12 protein-coding genes and 3 tRNA genes are annotated in these 15,754 nt (G+C 59.2%); 8 read left to right on the top strand and 7 right to left on the bottom strand.

Translation table 11 applies throughout. The features are described from left to right. Positions 1-38 precede the first annotated feature (38 nt). The 6 genes from VSX42_RS09245 to bcp all read right to left on the bottom strand — a co-directional run bounded on the left by VSX42_RS09245 (position 39) and on the right by bcp (position 6,271). Positions 39-872 carry an alpha/beta fold hydrolase gene (locus VSX42_RS09245; RefSeq protein WP_326504005.1) on the bottom strand — a complete coding sequence of 278 codons (834 nt, stop codon included), beginning with the start codon at positions 870-872 and terminating at the stop codon, positions 39-41. A gap of 5 nt (positions 873-877) precedes the next feature. Further along, a complete protein-coding gene (locus VSX42_RS09250) occupies positions 878-1,984 on the bottom strand; it encodes a YihY/virulence factor BrkB family protein (RefSeq protein ID WP_326504006.1) in 1,107 nt (368 codons plus the stop codon). 176 nt (positions 1,985-2,160) lie between these two features. Beyond that, the gene (locus tag VSX42_RS09255; RefSeq protein WP_326504007.1) at positions 2,161-3,639 is read right to left on the bottom strand and encodes a malate:quinone oxidoreductase; all 1,479 of its coding nucleotides are present in this window, start codon (positions 3,637-3,639) and stop codon (positions 2,161-2,163) included. A 162-nt stretch (positions 3,640-3,801) separates the two neighbouring features. Beyond that, the gene (locus VSX42_RS09260) at positions 3,802-5,529 is read right to left on the bottom strand and encodes an ABC transporter substrate-binding protein (protein WP_326504008.1); all 1,728 of its coding nucleotides are present in this window, start codon (positions 5,527-5,529) and stop codon (positions 3,802-3,804) included. Positions 5,530-5,645: 116 nt separating this feature from the next. Beyond that, a tRNA-Leu gene (locus tag VSX42_RS09265) sits at positions 5,646-5,727 on the bottom strand. A gap of 73 nt (positions 5,728-5,800) precedes the next feature. Beyond that, positions 5,801-6,271: a thioredoxin-dependent thiol peroxidase gene (bcp, locus tag VSX42_RS09270; protein WP_326504009.1), complete on the bottom strand. Its 471-nt coding sequence runs from the start codon at positions 6,269-6,271 to the stop codon at positions 5,801-5,803. A gap of 199 nt (positions 6,272-6,470) precedes the next feature. Between bcp and VSX42_RS09275 the strand changes: the two genes are divergently transcribed. From VSX42_RS09275 to VSX42_RS09285, 3 genes are all read left to right on the top strand, one after another. Then, positions 6,471-7,085 carry a MarR family winged helix-turn-helix transcriptional regulator gene (locus VSX42_RS09275; protein ID WP_326504010.1) on the top strand — a complete coding sequence of 205 codons (615 nt, stop codon included), beginning with the start codon at positions 6,471-6,473 and terminating at the stop codon, positions 7,083-7,085. Positions 7,086-7,252: 167 nt separating this feature from the next. Then, positions 7,253-7,325: transfer RNA gene (locus VSX42_RS09280), tRNA-Lys, on the top strand. A 185-nt stretch (positions 7,326-7,510) separates the two neighbouring features. Further along, positions 7,511-7,583, top strand: a tRNA-Lys gene (locus VSX42_RS09285). Positions 7,584-7,704: 121 nt separating this feature from the next. On the opposite strand, the gene VSX42_RS09290 is transcribed toward VSX42_RS09285, so the two are convergent. Continuing rightward, positions 7,705-8,157 carry a hypothetical protein gene (locus VSX42_RS09290; RefSeq protein ID WP_326504011.1) on the bottom strand — a complete coding sequence of 151 codons (453 nt, stop codon included), beginning with the start codon at positions 8,155-8,157 and terminating at the stop codon, positions 7,705-7,707. Between the two features lie 429 nt (positions 8,158-8,586). Between VSX42_RS09290 and VSX42_RS09295 the strand changes: the two genes are divergently transcribed. From VSX42_RS09295 to metG, 5 genes are all read left to right on the top strand, one after another. Next, complete coding sequence (locus VSX42_RS09295) at positions 8,587-10,425, top strand: acetolactate synthase large subunit (protein ID WP_326504012.1); 1,839 nt, start codon at positions 8,587-8,589, stop codon at positions 10,423-10,425. Then, the gene (gene ilvN, locus VSX42_RS09300) at positions 10,422-10,931 is read left to right on the top strand and encodes an acetolactate synthase small subunit (protein WP_326504013.1); all 510 of its coding nucleotides are present in this window, start codon (positions 10,422-10,424) and stop codon (positions 10,929-10,931) included. The genes VSX42_RS09295 and ilvN overlap by 4 nt, the downstream gene beginning before the upstream one ends. A 148-nt stretch (positions 10,932-11,079) precedes the next feature. After that, positions 11,080-12,108 (top strand): ketol-acid reductoisomerase, encoded by a 1,029-nt coding sequence (ilvC, locus tag VSX42_RS09305; protein WP_185174491.1) that lies wholly within the window; start codon positions 11,080-11,082, stop codon positions 12,106-12,108. A 262-nt stretch (positions 12,109-12,370) separates the two neighbouring features. Next, positions 12,371-13,966, top strand: a complete 1,596-nt coding sequence (gene serA / locus VSX42_RS09310) for a phosphoglycerate dehydrogenase (protein WP_326504014.1) — start codon at positions 12,371-12,373, stop codon at positions 13,964-13,966. Positions 13,967-14,139: 173 nt separating this feature from the next. Next, positions 14,140-15,681 carry a methionine--tRNA ligase gene (metG, locus tag VSX42_RS09315; RefSeq protein ID WP_326504015.1) on the top strand — a complete coding sequence of 514 codons (1,542 nt, stop codon included), beginning with the start codon at positions 14,140-14,142 and terminating at the stop codon, positions 15,679-15,681. The last annotated feature ends 73 nt before the right edge of the window (positions 15,682-15,754 follow it).

Consider the following 15,754-nt stretch of genomic DNA (forward strand, 5'->3'; position numbering starts at 1 on the left):
GGTAAAAACATCGGCAGGCAGCTACCTGCTGCTACCCTCTACGCTACCGTGTGGTCCGGTTCGCTGCCAGCTCGTGAGACCGCATGACGGGCCATGAAGTCAGCGGACGCCCGGCGGGCTTGCCCGCTGGTCAGGGCACTAATATGGTTGCGGCCCGCTAGCTCCAGATAGGCGGACGCCGGGTGCGGCAGGGCCGCGGCAAGGGCGGGGAGCCCGGTAGCTAGGGTATCGTCGCTGCCGGCAAAGAGGAGGGTGGGGCAGGCAGGTAGCTTATATGGTGTGAAAGGCTCAACCGGCTGGGTGGTAAAAGCAGCCAGTGCAGCGCGGGGCAGGGGGCTGGCGTCGAGGACGGCCTGGAGCCCCTCTGGTAGGTAGGCGCCGGGAGCGGGGGAAGGTGCCGATAGATAGGACTGCACCTCATCGAGGTGGGTGGCTAGGGGCAAGCCTCCGAGCGTCAGGCTCTGTACCAGGTGCGGGGAACTGAGCGCTACCTGCCAGCAGATGCGGGCGCCCAGGGAATAGCCCAGCAGATGAACCGGTGTATCTAAACCTGCCAGAGCCTGGACAAGGGCTGTGCCCAGGGAGGCCATGAGCCCTTCTTGCTGCCAGGTGACGGCTATCTGCCCGCTAGACTTTCCTGACCCTTCGAGCCCTGCTTCTTCGAGCCGGTGGTAGGGCAGGGTGACCAGATGAATATCTGCCCCCGCCCGCTGGAGCTGCCGCACCCAACCGGTCCGTTCCCAGGTCACCTCAGGGGTGGATGCAAAACCGTGTACCGCCACCACCTGCTGGCCCTCAAGAAGCCGGAGCGGAACATCCGCCCCGGCAACGGGAGCACAGAAAGTCTCGACCGAAAGACAGGGCTCGCACATAGCGTCTACTCGGAGTCCTTCTTCTCCTGCTTCTCGGCCATCTGCTGGAAATCAACACCGTTATGGGCCAGGCGAATCTTGCGGCCCTCTTCGACGAGGTTTTCCTTCTTCTCTTGCAGCTTGATCGCCATGGTGTCATCGCGAGGGGGCAGCTGAAGCTCGTCCTCAGCCTTGATGCCTGCCTGCAGCTCGCGGCCGCGCTGAATCTCAGCATCAATCTGGGCGCCAAGCAGCAGCACATTGTTCATGATCCAGATGAAGAGTAGCATCACGATAACGCCACCGATCAGGCCGTAGGTGGCATTGTAGGAGCCGAAGTTCGACACGTAGAAGGTGAAGCCCAGACCCGCAATAGCCATCACGACCAGGGCAATAGCGGCACCGGGGGTGAGGAAGCGGAACTTGGGCTGCTTGACGTTGGGGGTGGCGAAGTAGAGCAGGCTAATGAGCACAACGGCCAGAACCAGCATGATGGGGTAGCGCAGCCACATCCATACGCCGATGAAGCCGCCGAGTTCGATAGCGGGCACGGCGTTCTGCAGGGTGGTCAGCACATCCTCAGAGGACAGCAGCACCAGCATCATGGCAACAACGATCAGCACCATGGCAGCGGTGACGAGCAGGTTGAAGGGGCGCAGCTTCCAGATGGGGCGGCCTTCTACTACACCGTAGATCTTGTTCATGGAGCGGCCAAAGGCGCCGATGTAGCCCGAGGCAGTCCAGAGGGCGCCGACCACACCGGTCACCAGAGCCAGGCCAGCGGTGTCTGAGCTGGTGAGCTGGGTGATGGGATCTTCCAGAAGAGTCAGCATTTCAGCCGGGGCGTAGTCTTCAAGGAAGTTGAGAATTGCGTTGGTGGTCTGCTGGCCCTGCCCAAAGATACCCAGCAGGGAGACCACGGCCAGTAGGCCGGGGAAGATAGAGAGCACCGTGAAGTAGGTGAGGGCGGCGGCTAGGTCGGTGCAGCCGTCATTGGTGAATTCGCTCAGGGCGCGCTTGAAGATGTACTTCCAGCTAGAGCCGCTCATATCTGAGAGCTTGGCGGGCTTGGGAGCCTCTTTGTGGGAGTCCTCGGTGGCGGACCGGCTAATGGTTTGTTCTTCGAGAGCCATAGTGTCGTCCTTTAGGCATGCGGTGATTTAATCAGTAAACATCTTATCAGTAGCATGATAAATCTTTGAGTTAGCTAAGCACCTGCTTCTTCATCAACAAAAGCTGCCCCGGCACATGGTGCCGAGGCAGCTATTAGACAGGGTGGCCCATATGGTAGTGGGCGGACGCCGGTGGGCTAGTTATCGATACCCAGCACCTTGGCGGTGTGGGCAAAGAGCTCGTCAGCCAGGTCGTGGTTGTCGTTGAGCTTGACGCCGTAGCCGGGCACCAGCTCCTTGATGCGGGGTTCCCACTCGGTCATCTTGGAGGGGAAGCAACGGGCCAGCAGAGTCAGCATGATGGGGGCTGCGGTTGAAGCGCCGGGGGAGGCACCGAGCAGGGCTGCGACGGAGCCGTCGCCCGAGGCGATGAGCTCGGTGCCGAACTGTAGCACGCCGCCCTTCTTGGCGTCCTTCTTGATAACCTGCACGCGCTGACCGGCGGTGATGAGCTCCCACTCATCTGCTACCGCGGTGGGGTAGTACTCACGCAGAGAAGCTACACGCTCGTCGCGGTTCTTGAGCAATTCACCGATGAGGTACTTTGTGAGATCCACGTTATCCAGGCCTGCACGAATCATGGGGACCAGGTTGTCCGGACGCAGGGAGAGAGGCAAATCAAGCAGGGACCCCTGCTTGAGGAAGTTGGTCTTAAAGCCAGCGTAGGGGCCAAAGAGCAGGGAACGCTTGCCGTTCACGTAGCGGGTGTCGAGGTGGGGCACAGACATGGGCGGGGCACCCACCGAAGCCTGGCCGTAGACCTTGGCATTGTGCTTGAGCGCGGTTCCTTCGTTGGTGTTGCGGAAGAAGAGGCCCGAGACGGGGAAGCCGCCGAAGCCCTTGCCCTCCTTAATACCTGACTTCTGCAGCAGGTTGAGGGCGCCGCCACCGGCCCCCAGGAAGACAAACTTGGCACGAATGGTCTGGTTGTGCTCGGAGTTCAGGCGGTTCTTAACCTTAACCAGCCAGCTGCCGTTGCTCTGCTGCTCGAGGTTGGTGACCTGCTGGCCGTACTGGACGGTGACGCCCTGCTCTACCAGGTAGTCCACCATCTGCTGGGTGAGGTTGCCGAAGTCCACGTCGGTACCCTCGGGGGACCAGGTAGCAGCAATCTTCTGGTTGGGGTCGCGGCCCTCAACGGCCAGGGGAGCCCACTGGCGAATCTGGTCAAAATCTGTGGAGAACTTCATACGCTCAAAAAGCTTCTGGTTCTCGAAGCTCTCAAAACGCTTGCCCAGGTAGCGCACGTGGTCTTCACCGAAGACCAGGGACATGTGGGGTACGGGGTTGATGAAGCTGGTGTCCTTGATCTTGCCCTCTTCAACCAGGGAGGCCCAGAGCTGGCGGGAGACCTGGAACTGCTCGTTGATACCCAGTGCCTTGGCCGGGTCTACGGTGCCGTCGGGGCCTGCCGGGGCGTAGTTGAGTTCGCAGAGCGCTGAGTGGCCGGTACCTGCGTTGTTCCAGGGGTTAGATGACTCCTGGCCTACCTGGTCCAGACGCTCCAGCAGGGTGATATTCCAGGCGGGCTCTACTTCTTTGAGTAGGACGCCCAGGGTTGCGCTCATAATACCGCCGCCCACTAGGACGACATCGGTCTGTACTTCGTTTGCCACGTGATTGACACTCCGTCACTCTAAGACTGTGGTGCCCGACGCTGGACACCGGCTGGGGTGGAGCCGCTCGGCCCCGTTCTCTTCTTTAGAGTAGTACAGATAGGGCGACCTACCTAACACGCACAGTTCTTTGACGCTCTTTTGCAGACGCCCGGTAGAGGTTTAGTCGTCGATGTGCACGGTAGAGAAATCATCGATGCAGGTGGCGCTCACCGTGTAGGTGCGCACCCGCTGGCCCTGGGTGACGCCCGAGACCGGGTAGACCAGAGGGATGGCTGAGAGTAGGTTGGCGACCTGGTCGTTGATGTCCTTGTAGGCTTCCCGCCATTCGGCGATATCGGTGTGGGTATCAGCCTCGTCGATAGCCTGGCGGATACTGGCGTAGCTGGCAGTAACCTTGGTCGGTTCGGTGGCAGCTGCTGTGGAAGTGGGGGAAGGGGTGGCACTGGAGCCTGCGCTCGGGCTGGGTTCGCTGATGGTGGTGGGGGCGGACGCCGCCGGGGTGAGCACATGCCCCAGAAAGGCGGTGGGGTCGCGGAAGGCCCCGATAAAGCCGGTCAGTTCTAGCCCATAGTCGGGGTGAGCGGTGGGTACGTCCTCGGTACCGGCGTCTGACCAGCGGTAGGGCTTGGGTACGATGTTGAAGCCTGCCTCAACCAGGTTTGCTGAAATCAGCGAGTAGATACCTTCGGGAGAGGGTAGGGAAGGTAAAGAGAGGTTAACCGGGTAGTAGAAATCAATGGCCTGGTTGGCGTAGGTGCTGGCGCGCAGGAGTTCCTGGGCGCGGGTGGGGTTATAGGTGTAGACCTGCGCCATGTCCTCTTTCTTCATCTGGAAGAGGGCGGGGATGAAGTCGGGGGCGGTATTGGTGCCCTGGGGGTAGTAGGCTTCGACGAGAGCGGCCCTGTCGATGGCGCGGGCCAGGGCCTGGCGCACCCGGGCGTCGTCGAAGGCCGGGTGGGAGAGGTTGATACCGATATAGGCAATCGCGTAGGGGTCGCGGGACTGCACCGCGTACCCGTCCAGGGCCAGGGGGACGTAGTCCTTGAGGGCTACCTGGTCGTAGGCATCGATGCGGCCTTCGAGCAGATTGTAGTAGCGCTTTTCGGCATCGGGGATGGTGAGGAATTCGATGGTGCCAAGGTCGGGGGCCTGCCCTCGGTAGGAGGCATTACGGGTGAGGACGGCGGTGCTACCGTCCCAGGAACTCAGCGTAAAGGCGCCGGTGCCTACAGGGGAGCCGGTGAGGTAGCCGTCCGCCCCGATAGTGCTGGGTAGGACCAGCCCGTAGGCCGGCTGGGTGAGGGCCTTGAGGAAGCTGCGGGAGGGGCGGGTTAGCACAATGGTAATGCTTGTATCGCTGGGGGCTGACCAGCTGCTGACCAGGGAGCCTAGCTGGCTGCCATCGGTTGCCTGGGCTGTTCCAAAGAGCTGGTGGAAGGGCTGGGTCATTCGGGTCAGCGGAGCCTTCCCCAGGCGAGACCAGCGCTCGATGTTGGCAAGGACGCTATCCGCTGTCAGCTGGCTGCCGTCGCTAAAGCTGGCGTTCTCAACCAAGGCGAAGGTATAGGTGAGGCCATCCTCGCTGATCTCCCAGCTCTTGGCAAGAGAGGGGGCAGGCTCGCCGGTGTTAACGTCGGCCCGCACCAGGGGTTCTAGAATCTGGGCGCTGATGCGGTGGCTTTCTACCCGGTAGGTAGCTGCCGGGTCAAGGGTGAGTACCTGGGCGCCCTGGGCAAAACGGAAGGTGGGGCCTGCGCTCTCGGTGGCGGAGGCGGACGCCGCGGGGGTGGCCTCGGTGGAGGTTGAACAGGCGGAAAGGGCTAGGCCGGCGGTCAGCAGGGAACCGTAGTGAAGCAGGGTGCGACGGGTGAGGGCTGGTGCTGCCATGAGAGAATCCCCTTCGTTCTGAGGCTCGTTGGCCTAGGCTGTGGCCGCCAGGTTCTGGTTATCAAAAAACCCGTCCAACCGTGGATAAACCGGGCTGAACGGGTGTTTCGCCAGTGTGCGCGAGGAGGGACTTGAACCCTCACGCCGTAAGGCACAGGAACCTAAATCCTGCGTGTCTGCCAATTTCACCACTCGCGCATGCGGTGCTGTCAGCACAACAGTGTCTATGCTACAACACCTTGAGAGGTTTTGCTAAATACGGCCGTCGCGGTTAGGCGTCGATGCCTAGATCTCGGCGGAGCTTGGCAACATGCCCCTTGGCCCGGACGTTGTATTGGGCGACCTCTATGATGCCCTTTTCATCGATGACGAGAGTGGAACGGATTAGACCTACATAGGTCTTGCCATAGTTTTTCTTTTCGCCCCAGGCTCCGTAGGCTTCCGCAACCGCGTGGTCTTCGTCAGAGAGCAAGGGGAAAGTGAGTTCCTGGTTCTCGGTGAAGGTATCGAGGGCCTTGACGCTGTCGGGTGAGATACCCAGGACGGCGTAGCCGTGCGAGGTGAGCGAGGCTAGGTTGTCTCTAAAATCGCAGGCCTGGGTGGTGCAGCCGGGGGTGGAGGCCTTGGGGTAGAAGTAGACGATGACCTTCTGCCCTGCGTAGTCGGCCAGAGAGACGGTGACACCTCCTGCAGCGGGCAGGGTGAACTGGGGTGCGGGGGTTCCCGGAGTAAGTCGTTCCACGGGCGTCCTTTCACATGGTGAACAGAAAAGGGGTGCAGCCTACCGGGCTGCGGCCTTGCTACCAGCTTATCAGGGGCAAGGAACCCTGATTTTTAGCGGAAAAACAGGGTTGTTCAACAATTACTCAGTGTACAGTTGATTATGTCAAGCACCTGTCATGTCTAGGCATATAAGTGCTGAGTATGCTTATAATGGTGCTATGCCAGAAATTCGTAATTGGTCGATTAATCGACTCCTCTCAACTGCAGCGCGCATGCTGGAATACAGCTGGAATGATCAGCTGAAGTCACTTGGGCTTACCCATGCTGGCGTAACAGCTCTTGGCGTCATTGCCCGCGAAGGCATGATTTCACAGGTGAAAGTTGCCTCCCTTGTGGGTGTGCAGGCCCAGACCATGGGCAAGACCCTTGCGCGGCTCGAAGCGCACGGGCACGTTTTCCGCACCCGTAACACTATTGACCGCCGCAGCTACCTTCTAGGTATCACCGAAGAGGGGCGGCGCGTGCTGGCAGAAGCTGAGAATATTGACCGCAAGCTTGGATCTGCAGGCGAACTCTCTAACCCTGAGTTTCGCGAAATGCTCATTCATATTATCGAGAGCCTCAACGAGCACCATGGCGGTGGCGAGGTGCTGGACGATGTGGCCGGTGAGCATACTGCCCAGATTGGGGCTATCACTGAATCTTTAGCAGAGGCTCCGTCGGCAGAGGCCGACGTGCCCGAGGCTAATGTCACGGAGCCTGTCATTGAACGTGTAAATACCGCTGTTATGGACGTTATTACGCCTGAGATGATTGCCGAGTATCGCAAGTAGTGCTTCGAGGCCTCCTGCCGTTAGGGTAGGAGGCCTCCGGTTTAGGGTACGAATTTCAGTTTTTGTGAAGGTCTTCACAAATGCTGATTTCGGCTTGCATGCGCGATAAAAGGTGCGTATAGTAGAACCCGTTGCTGAGACAGGTTCTCGGTCTGACAAGTAAATATGCGCCTCTAGCTCAATTGGCAGAGCAATTGACTCTTAATCAATGGGTTCTGGGTTCGAGTCCCAGGGGGCGCACAAAAGAAGAAGCCCGATCGGTTAGCCGGTCGGGCTTCTTCGTGCCTCAAAGAGGTTTTGCAGGCGGGTAATCATATCTTGTGTGGAGGTGCTCACAAACGCTGATTTCGGCTTGCATGCGCGATAAAAGGTGCGTATAGTAGAACCCGTTGCTGAGACAGGTTCTCGGTCTGACAAGTAAATATGCGCCTCTAGCTCAATTGGCAGAGCAATTGACTCTTAATCAATGGGTTCTGGGTTCGAGTCCCAGGGGGCGCACAGCGTAAGAAGCCCGACCGGCTAGCCGGTCGGGCTTCTTCTTTATTCATCCTGGTTTATCTACGTCTAGTCTTCAGGTGATACCCAATCTTTTGTGTGCGGGCTTCACCCTAGGGGAGGGCTAGAGCTCCCAGGCCTCAATGATGACGCGCTTAAAATCTTCAATATCAAGTGCCTGATCCAGTACGCCGCTACCTTCTGTTGTCTGGACGGTCATGTGGGGCTCAAAGGTGAGAGAAAAAGAGGTGCCGTTCGTGGATTCTAGCCCAAAGGAAAACTCTGAAAGGCTAAAGGTACGGGCGGCATTTGTGTTGTCGATAGAAGTGGGAGTTCCGGCGCCACGAACTTCGGGTAGGGAGAGCGGGGCAATGACGGCCTCTCGCGGGGTATCCCTGTAGCCGATAAGGAAGTGGCTCTGGTTTTCTTCCTGATGGGATGCCAAATCGGGGTTGCGGTAGATAGATGAACCTGTAGCAAAAACCAGGTTGTAGGCCCCATAGTTAATAATCTGACTATCAAAGACAGTGTGCAGGGCCTTGGCAATTTCACTACTGGTGAGCTGGGGTTCAGTCATACCATCAGTCTACGTGCTATAGCTGAAGTCTTGGCCAGAAAAGTGCTACTGATTGCCTAAAAGTCTTTAAATGACGATGTGCAGCTTTGTGTCCTTTGACCAGGCTAGACCGCTTTACCCCTCTCCGATGGTGTCTGAGGGGTGAGCTGACTGTGTCATATTCTAAGACCGGTTTGACCGGTGTGCCCTTGAGCACCAAGAATAAGGGGTATGACAACACGCCAGCAGTCACAGATTATTCTTGTGGTGCGACTCGTGAACGAGTGCGCAGCATAAGTCTTTGATGTGTCTTACGGCGTGCGCACCCTTCGCTCAACCAAGCGGAGGGTTTTTTTCTAGGTTTATCCGCAACCCGGCACTACCTACACCCAACGGGCGCACCCACCGCTCACACACAAGATCATCTTCAGACCATCGCGAGGATCACCAATGACAGCGGGAAATCCCATCAACCCTGCAGATCTAGCTAAAAACCTGGGCAACCGTAGCAGCTCAGAAACCTCACCGGTAGAGCGTATGACCGGCTCGCAGGCCATCGTCCGCTCCCTCGAAGAACTGGGTGTTACCGATATCTTCGGCCTGCCCGGCGGCGCAATTCTGCCCACTTACGACCCCCTCTTTGACTCTGAAAAGCTCAACCACATCCTGGTGCGCCACGAGCAGGGGGCAGGGCACGCTGCAGAAGGCTATGCTATCGCCAGCGGCAAGGTCGGCGTAGCTATTGCTACATCGGGCCCCGGTGCCACCAACCTGCTTACCGCCATCGCGGATGCCAACATGGACTCTGTGCCCATTGTCTGTATCACTGGCCAGGTATCCTCAAAGGTCATCGGCACCGATGCTTTCCAGGAGGCCGACATCGTGGGCATGACCATGCCCATCACCAAGCACTCCTTTATGGTGCGCGATGCCCAGGAGATTCCCCGCTGCATCGCCACCGCCTTCAAAATTGCCGCAACCGGCCGCCCGGGCCCCGTCCTTGTTGATATCACCAAGGACGCCCAGCAGGGCATGATGGACTTCTCCTGGCCGCCCGCTAACACCGACCCCCGCGGCTACAACCCTGTGACCCGCGGCCACTCCAAGCAGATTCGTGAAGCGGCTAAGCTCATCACCGAGTCCCGGCGCCCCGTTCTCTATGTAGGTGGCGGCGTCGTCCGTGCTGAAGCATCCGACGAGCTGCTCAAGCTAGCTAAGACCATTGGCGCGCCCGTCGTCACCACCCTGACCGCCCGTGGCGCCTACCCCGACTCAGACCCCCAGAACCTGGGCATGCCCGGCATGCACGGCACCGTCCCGGCAGTAACCGCCATGCAGAAGTCTGACCTGCTCATTGCCCTGGGTGCTCGTTTTGACGACCGCGTCACCGGTGTTGTCTCAGAATTCGCTCCGCACGCTAAGGTCATCCATGTCGATGTAGACCCTGCAGAAATCTCAAAGATTCGTATTGCCGACGTACCCATCGTGGGTGATCTGCGCTATGTGCTGCCCGAACTCAACGAGATTCTCGAAGGTGAGTTTGCCTCTGAACTTCCCGACCTTTCGGACTGGTGGAAGCTGGTCAGCCGGTTCAAGGAAACTTTCCCGCTGGGCTACACCAAGACTGACGACGGCCTAGGCTCTCCCCAGTACGTCATCGAAAAGCTGAGCGAGCTCACTGGCCCCGACGCCTACTACGTCACCGGTGTGGGTCAGCACCAGATGTGGGCAGCCCAGTTTATCCAGAGCGAAAACCCCCGCCACTTCATCAATTCAGCTGGCCTGGGTACCATGGGCTTCTCTATTCCCGCAGCTATGGGCGTCAAGGTAGCCTTCCCCGACTCTGTCGTGTGGGCTATTGACGGTGACGGTTGCTTCCAGATGACCAACCAGGAACTGGCCACCTGTGTGCAGAACAGCATTCCTATCAAGGTTGCTATTATCAACAACTCGTCCTTGGGTATGGTGCGCCAGTGGCAGAACCTCTTCTACGATGGCCGTTACTCTAATACCCACCTCAAGACCGGCATGGGTACCGAGCGCGTGCCTGACTTCGTCAAGCTGGCTGAAGCCTATGGCTGTGCCGCCCTGCGCTGCGAGAGCGACGCGGATGTAGAAGAAACCATCAAGCAGGCCCTGGCAATCAACGACCGCCCTGTTGTCGTGGACTTCAACGTCAGCCCCGACGCCCTGGTCTGGCCCATGGTTCCCGCCGGCGTATCGAACGACCAGATTCAGATTGCTAAAGATATCTCACCCTCCTGGGGCGAAGATGAGGAGATGCTATGAGTCGCCACACCCTCTCGGTTCTTGTAGAAGATAAGCCCGGCGTGCTGGCCAGAGTCTCAGGTCTCTTTGCCCGCCGCATGTTCAACATTGATTCCCTGGCCGTTGGCCCCACCGAAGTTCCCGGTATCTCCCGCATCACCGTGGTGGTCGACGCCGAGGGGGTGCTACTTGAACAGGTCACTAAACAGCTCAACAAGCTGATTCACGTGCTCAAGATTGTGGAACTGCCCGACGACCATTCGGCCCAGCGAGACCACATTCTCATCAAGGTCAAGGCGGACGCGGCAGCCCGCATCCAGGTCACCCAGGCCGCCGACCTCTTCCGCGCCAAGATTGTGGACGTCTCTACCGAGTCCGTCATTATCGAGGCCACCGGCTCAGCCAATAAGATTAACGCCCTGCTTGAGGTGCTTGAACCCTTTGGCGTCCGCGAAATCGTGCGTGCTGGCACCATCGGGCTCTCCCGTGGCCCCCGCTCCATGAGCGAGAAGGCCTTGCGCGGCTAGGCGAAGAGTCACTCAAAAATATCGTTCCAAAATATGAAACCCGCGTCTCAAAACTAGTCGAACCTACTAGGCTAGAGACTAACGGTTCATCACAACCAAGGTTTAGCAGCAGCTGCTGCCCTTCAACCGATCAAGGAGATCGAACACCATGGCAAAGATCTACTACAACGACGACGCAGATCTGGCGAACATCGCAGAACGCTCCGTCGCCATCATCGGCTACGGTTCCCAGGGCCACGCCCACGCCCTCAACCTGCGTGACTCCGGCGTAGACGTCCGCGTTGGTCTTGCAGAAGGCTCAAAGTCACGCGCCAAGGCAGAGGCAGAAGGCCTGCGCGTTCTCACCGTTGCAGAAGCAGCAGCAGAAGCAGACGTCATCATGATCCTCACCCCCGACCAGGTTCAGGCAGAGGTCTACAAGAACGACATCGCCCCCAACCTCAACGAAGGTGACGCCCTCTTCTTCGCCCACGGCTTCAACATCGTCTTTGGCTACATCGAAGCCCCCGAGGGCGTCGACGTTGCCATGGTTGCCCCCAAGGGCCCCGGCCATACCGTCCGCCGCGAATTTGAGGCAGGACGCGCTGTGCCCGCCCTCGTCGCCGTTGAAAAGGACGCCTCAGGTAAGGCCCTCGACCTGGCCCTGGCTTACGCCAAGGCTATGGGCGCAACCCGCGCAGGCGTCATTGAAACCACCTTCAAGGAAGAAGCCGAATCAGACCTCTTCGGTGAGCAGGCAGTACTCTGCGGTGGCGCTTCCCAGCTGATCCAGTACGGCTTCGAAACCCTGACCGAAGCTGGCTACCAGCCCGAAATCGCCTACTTCGAGGTGCTACACGAGCTCAAGCTGATTGTTGACCTCATGATCGAGGGCGGCATCGCCAAGCAGCGCTGGTCCATCTCAGACACCGCCGAATACGGCGACTACGTCTCAGGCCCCCGCGTCATCACCCCCGAGGTCAAGGAAAACATGAAGGCTGTTCTGGCCGACATCCAGGACGGCACCTTCGCTAAGCGCTTCATGGAAGACCAGGCAGCCGGCGGCCCCGAGTTCAAGGAACTGCGCGCCAAGGGTGAAGCCCACCCCATCGAAGCAACCGGCCGCGAACTGCGCAAGCTCTTTGCCTGGAACAACTCCGTTGACTCAGACTACGTCGACGGCTCAGTTGCCCGCTAAGCCAAGCTACTCTCACCTGCACCAGCAGTGAACTCTCAAGAGCCGGCTACCTCACCCACCCAGGGCAAGGTAGCCGGCTCTTGCCACCCCCCCCCGTAAACTGGGGGGGGAGCGGTCTAGCTACAGCCGTACGGTGAACTGTAGCCTACCCACCGCACTCCTGCTCTTTACAGAGCACCCCTAGCAGCGGCGTCCTTAGGGTCCGAAGCGCCAGCTGCCCTACTTTCCCATAACCGTCACCCGCTATCTAAGGAAACCACCTGTGACTGCAAAACCCGTCGTTCTGCTCGCTGAAGAACTCTCACCCGCCACCGTTGAAGCCCTGGGCCCCGACTTTGAAATCCGCTCCTGCGACGGCGCCAACCGCGACGAACTCCTCCCCGCTATTGCCGATGTAGACGCTATTCTGGTGCGCTCAGCCACCCAGGTCGACGCAGAAGCCATCGCTGCAGCCAAGAAAATCAAGGTCATTGCCCGTGCGGGTGTAGGCCTCGATAACGTAGACATCAAGGCTGCCACCAAGGCAGGCGTCATGGTGGTCAACGCTCCCACCTCGAATGTTATCTCAGCAGCAGAGCTCACCGTCGGGCACATCCTGGGCCTGGCCCGTAATATCTCAGCTGCCGACGCCTCCATGAAGGCAGGCCAGTGGAAGCGCTCTGCCTTCTCAGGCGTTGAGCTCTTTGAAAAGACCATCGGCATCATCGGTCTGGGTCGAATCGGTGGTCTGGTTGCAGAACGCCTCAAGGCTTTCGGCACCGAGATTATCGCCTACGACCCCTTTGTTACTTCCGCCCGCGCAGCAGCCCTGGGTGCAGAACTGGTAGAACTCGATGAGCTGGTAGAGCGCTCTGACTTCATTACCATCCACATGCCCCGAACCCCCGAGACCCTGGGCATGATCAACGCCGAGAGCTTCGCAAAGATGAAGAAGACCGCCTACGTGATCAACGTAGCTCGCGGTGGCCTGATCGACGAAGCAGACCTCGACGCAGCCCTGCGCTCAGGTGAAATTGCCGGTGCCGCCATTGACGTCTACGTCAAGGAACCTGCCAAGAACGTTCCCTTTGTTGAGCTGCCCAACGTCGTTGCCACCCCCCACCTGGGTGCATCCACCTTCGAAGCCCAGGAAAAGGCCGGTATCTCGGTTGCAAAATCTGTACGTCTGGCCCTTGAAGGCGACCTGGTGCCCGACGCTGTCAACGTTGCAGGCGGCGCCATCGACAAGGACGTCCGCCCCGGCGTCCCCCTGGCAGAGAAGGTTGGCCGCATCCTTACCGCCATCGGCGGCGACGAAGCCCTCACCCGGGTCGAGGTCAAGATTGCTGGCGAAATCGCCACCAAGGACGTCACCTCCCTCAAGCTCTCAGCCCTCAAGGGTGTCTTCACCGACGTCGTCTCAGACAAGGTTTCCTACGTCAACGCCCCCGTGCTAGCCGAACAGCGTGGCGTTGAGGTCGAGCTGGTCACCACTACCGAAACCGACTACTTCCGCAACGAAACCGTGCTCACCGGCGCCCTGGCCAATGGTGAGGTCGTTTCTGTAGCCGGTACCGTCACCGGCCCCAAGCTGATCGAGAAGCTGACCAACGTCAATGGTTTCGACGTAGAAATCCCCATCACCGATCACATGCTGGTGCTTGAATACGTGGACCGCCCCGGCGTCATCGCGGCTATCGGTACCCTGCTAGGCACCGCTTCCATCAACATCGCCGGTATGCAGGTCTCCCGCAACGACAAGAATGCTGAAGCCCTCTGCGTCCTTGCCTTGGACTCAGCCCTTTCCGCTGAGGTGCTCGAATCCATCAAGCGCGTGGTCAATGCCTCCCGGGCGGCGGTTATTAACCTGGCTGACTAGTAAGAAGCACGGGTGGGCTTCCCCTTGCCGACTAACCTTCTTGGTCTCGCGCTGGGGCGCTCGACCAATTCATGCCAGCCCCAGCCAGTCGGCTCCGGGGAAGCCCACCCGCGCCCTTTTCCCGTGTGAAATAGCGTTCGCAGTGGTTGCTGTAAACGGGTAAAGTGGTAGCTATGACTTCTACCCCGTACTACATCACCACTGCGATTGTTTACCCCAACGGCAAACCCCATATTGGGCACGCCTATGAGCACATTGCAACCGATGTCATGGCTCGTTTTAAGCGCCTTGATGGTTTCGATGTTCGTTTTATGACCGGCACTGATGAGCACGGGCAGAAGATGCAGACCACAGCCGAAAAGGAAGGTCTGACTCCGCGCCAGCTTGCTGACCGCAACTCGGCTGCGATTCGGGAGATGGACGATATGCTCGGCATCTCCTATGACCGCTTCATCCGCACCACCGATGCCGACCACTACGCTGCCTCTCAGGCCATCTGGAAGAAGATGGAAGAGAGTGGCGATATCTATCTCGATAAGTATGCCGGCTGGTACTCCGTGCGCGACGAGGCCTACTACACCGAAGACGAAACCGAGGTGCGCGACGGGGTCCGCTACGCCACCTCAACCGGCACCGAGGTTGAATGGACCGAAGAGGAATCCTACTTCTTCCGTCTCTCCAAGTATGGCGACCGCCTGCTGGAACTCTACTCTACCGAGGGTTTCGTCTACCCTGAATCCCGCCGTAATGAGCTGGCCGCCTTCATCAAGAACGGCCTGACCGACCTCTCCATCTCCCGTACCACCTTCGACTGGGGCGTACCCGTACCCGGCAACGAAAAGCACGTCATGTACGTGTGGGTGGACGCCCTCACCAACTACCTCACCGGCCTGGGCTACCCCGATACCGAGGGGGAACTTTTCACCAAGTTCTGGCCTGCCGACCTGCACATGATTGGCAAGGACATCACCCGCTTCCACGCTATCTACTGGCCCGCCTTCCTCTGGTCAGCCGGTCTGGACCTGCCCAAGCGGGTCTTTGGCCACGGCTTCTTACTGGTGGACGGCGAGAAGATGAGCAAGTCCATTGGCAACGTGGTTGATCCTGCTGACCTGGTGGCCAGCTTCGGCCTGGACCAGCTTCGCTTCTTCCTGCTGCGCGATGTCTCCTTCGGCCAGGACGGCTCCTACTCAGCTGAAGGCATCAAGAACCGCATTAACTCTGACCTAGCCAACGACCTGGGTAACCTGGCCCAGCGCTCCCTCTCCATGGTGGTAAAGAACTGCGAAGGTAAGGTCCCGGCCTACGGTGCCTTTACCGCAGAAGATGCCGCCATGCTTGAAATGGCAGCTGCCCTCTACGAGCCCGTCCGCGCTGACTTCGATGAGCAGGCCTTCCACCGGGCCCTAGAGCGCATCTGGCAGGTTGTGGGTGAGGCTAACCGCTACTTCACCGCCCAGGAACCCTGGAAGCTGCGCAAGACCGATTTGGAGCGCATGAACACCGTACTCTACGTTACCGCTGAGGTGCTCCGCATTGTCGCTACCCTGACCCAGCCGGTTATGCCCACTTCCATGGGCAAGCTGCTCGACCTGCTGGCGGTTGTTCCCGAGAACCGCCTCTTCGTAGCGCTTGACCGGGCTCTGGAACCCGGCACCGAGCTACCCGCTCCGGCTCCCATCTTCCCCCGCTACGAGGAGCCCAAGAGCGCCTAGGCTACGAGAAACGTATCCAGCAGTAAAAACACAGGGACGCGGCCCCGCCTTTCGCGCGAAAGGCGGGGCCGCG

Origin of the sequence: Rothia nasimurium, assembly GCF_035916755.1 — a bacterium.
Taxonomy (GTDB): domain Bacteria; phylum Actinomycetota; class Actinomycetes; order Actinomycetales; family Micrococcaceae; genus Rothia.

Coding starts and splice junctions, on each gene's coding strand:
- VSX42_RS09245 (WP_326504005.1), bottom strand. CDS start 872: ATGTGCGAGCCCTGTCTTTCGGTCGAGACTTTCTGTGCTCCCGTTGCC.
- VSX42_RS09250 (WP_326504006.1), bottom strand. CDS start 1,984: ATGGCTCTCGAAGAACAAACCATTAGCCGGTCCGCCACCGAGGACTCC.
- VSX42_RS09260 (WP_326504008.1), bottom strand. CDS start 5,529: ATGGCAGCACCAGCCCTCACCCGTCGCACCCTGCTTCACTACGGTTCC.
- VSX42_RS09275 (WP_326504010.1), top strand. CDS start 6,471: ATGCCAGAAATTCGTAATTGGTCGATTAATCGACTCCTCTCAACTGCA.
- VSX42_RS09290 (WP_326504011.1), bottom strand. CDS start 8,157: ATGACTGAACCCCAGCTCACCAGTAGTGAAATTGCCAAGGCCCTGCAC.
- VSX42_RS09295 (WP_326504012.1), top strand. CDS start 8,587: ATGACAGCGGGAAATCCCATCAACCCTGCAGATCTAGCTAAAAACCTG.
- ilvN (WP_326504013.1), top strand. CDS start 10,422: ATGAGTCGCCACACCCTCTCGGTTCTTGTAGAAGATAAGCCCGGCGTG.
- ilvC (WP_185174491.1), top strand. CDS start 11,080: ATGGCAAAGATCTACTACAACGACGACGCAGATCTGGCGAACATCGCA.
- metG (WP_326504015.1), top strand. CDS start 14,140: ATGACTTCTACCCCGTACTACATCACCACTGCGATTGTTTACCCCAAC.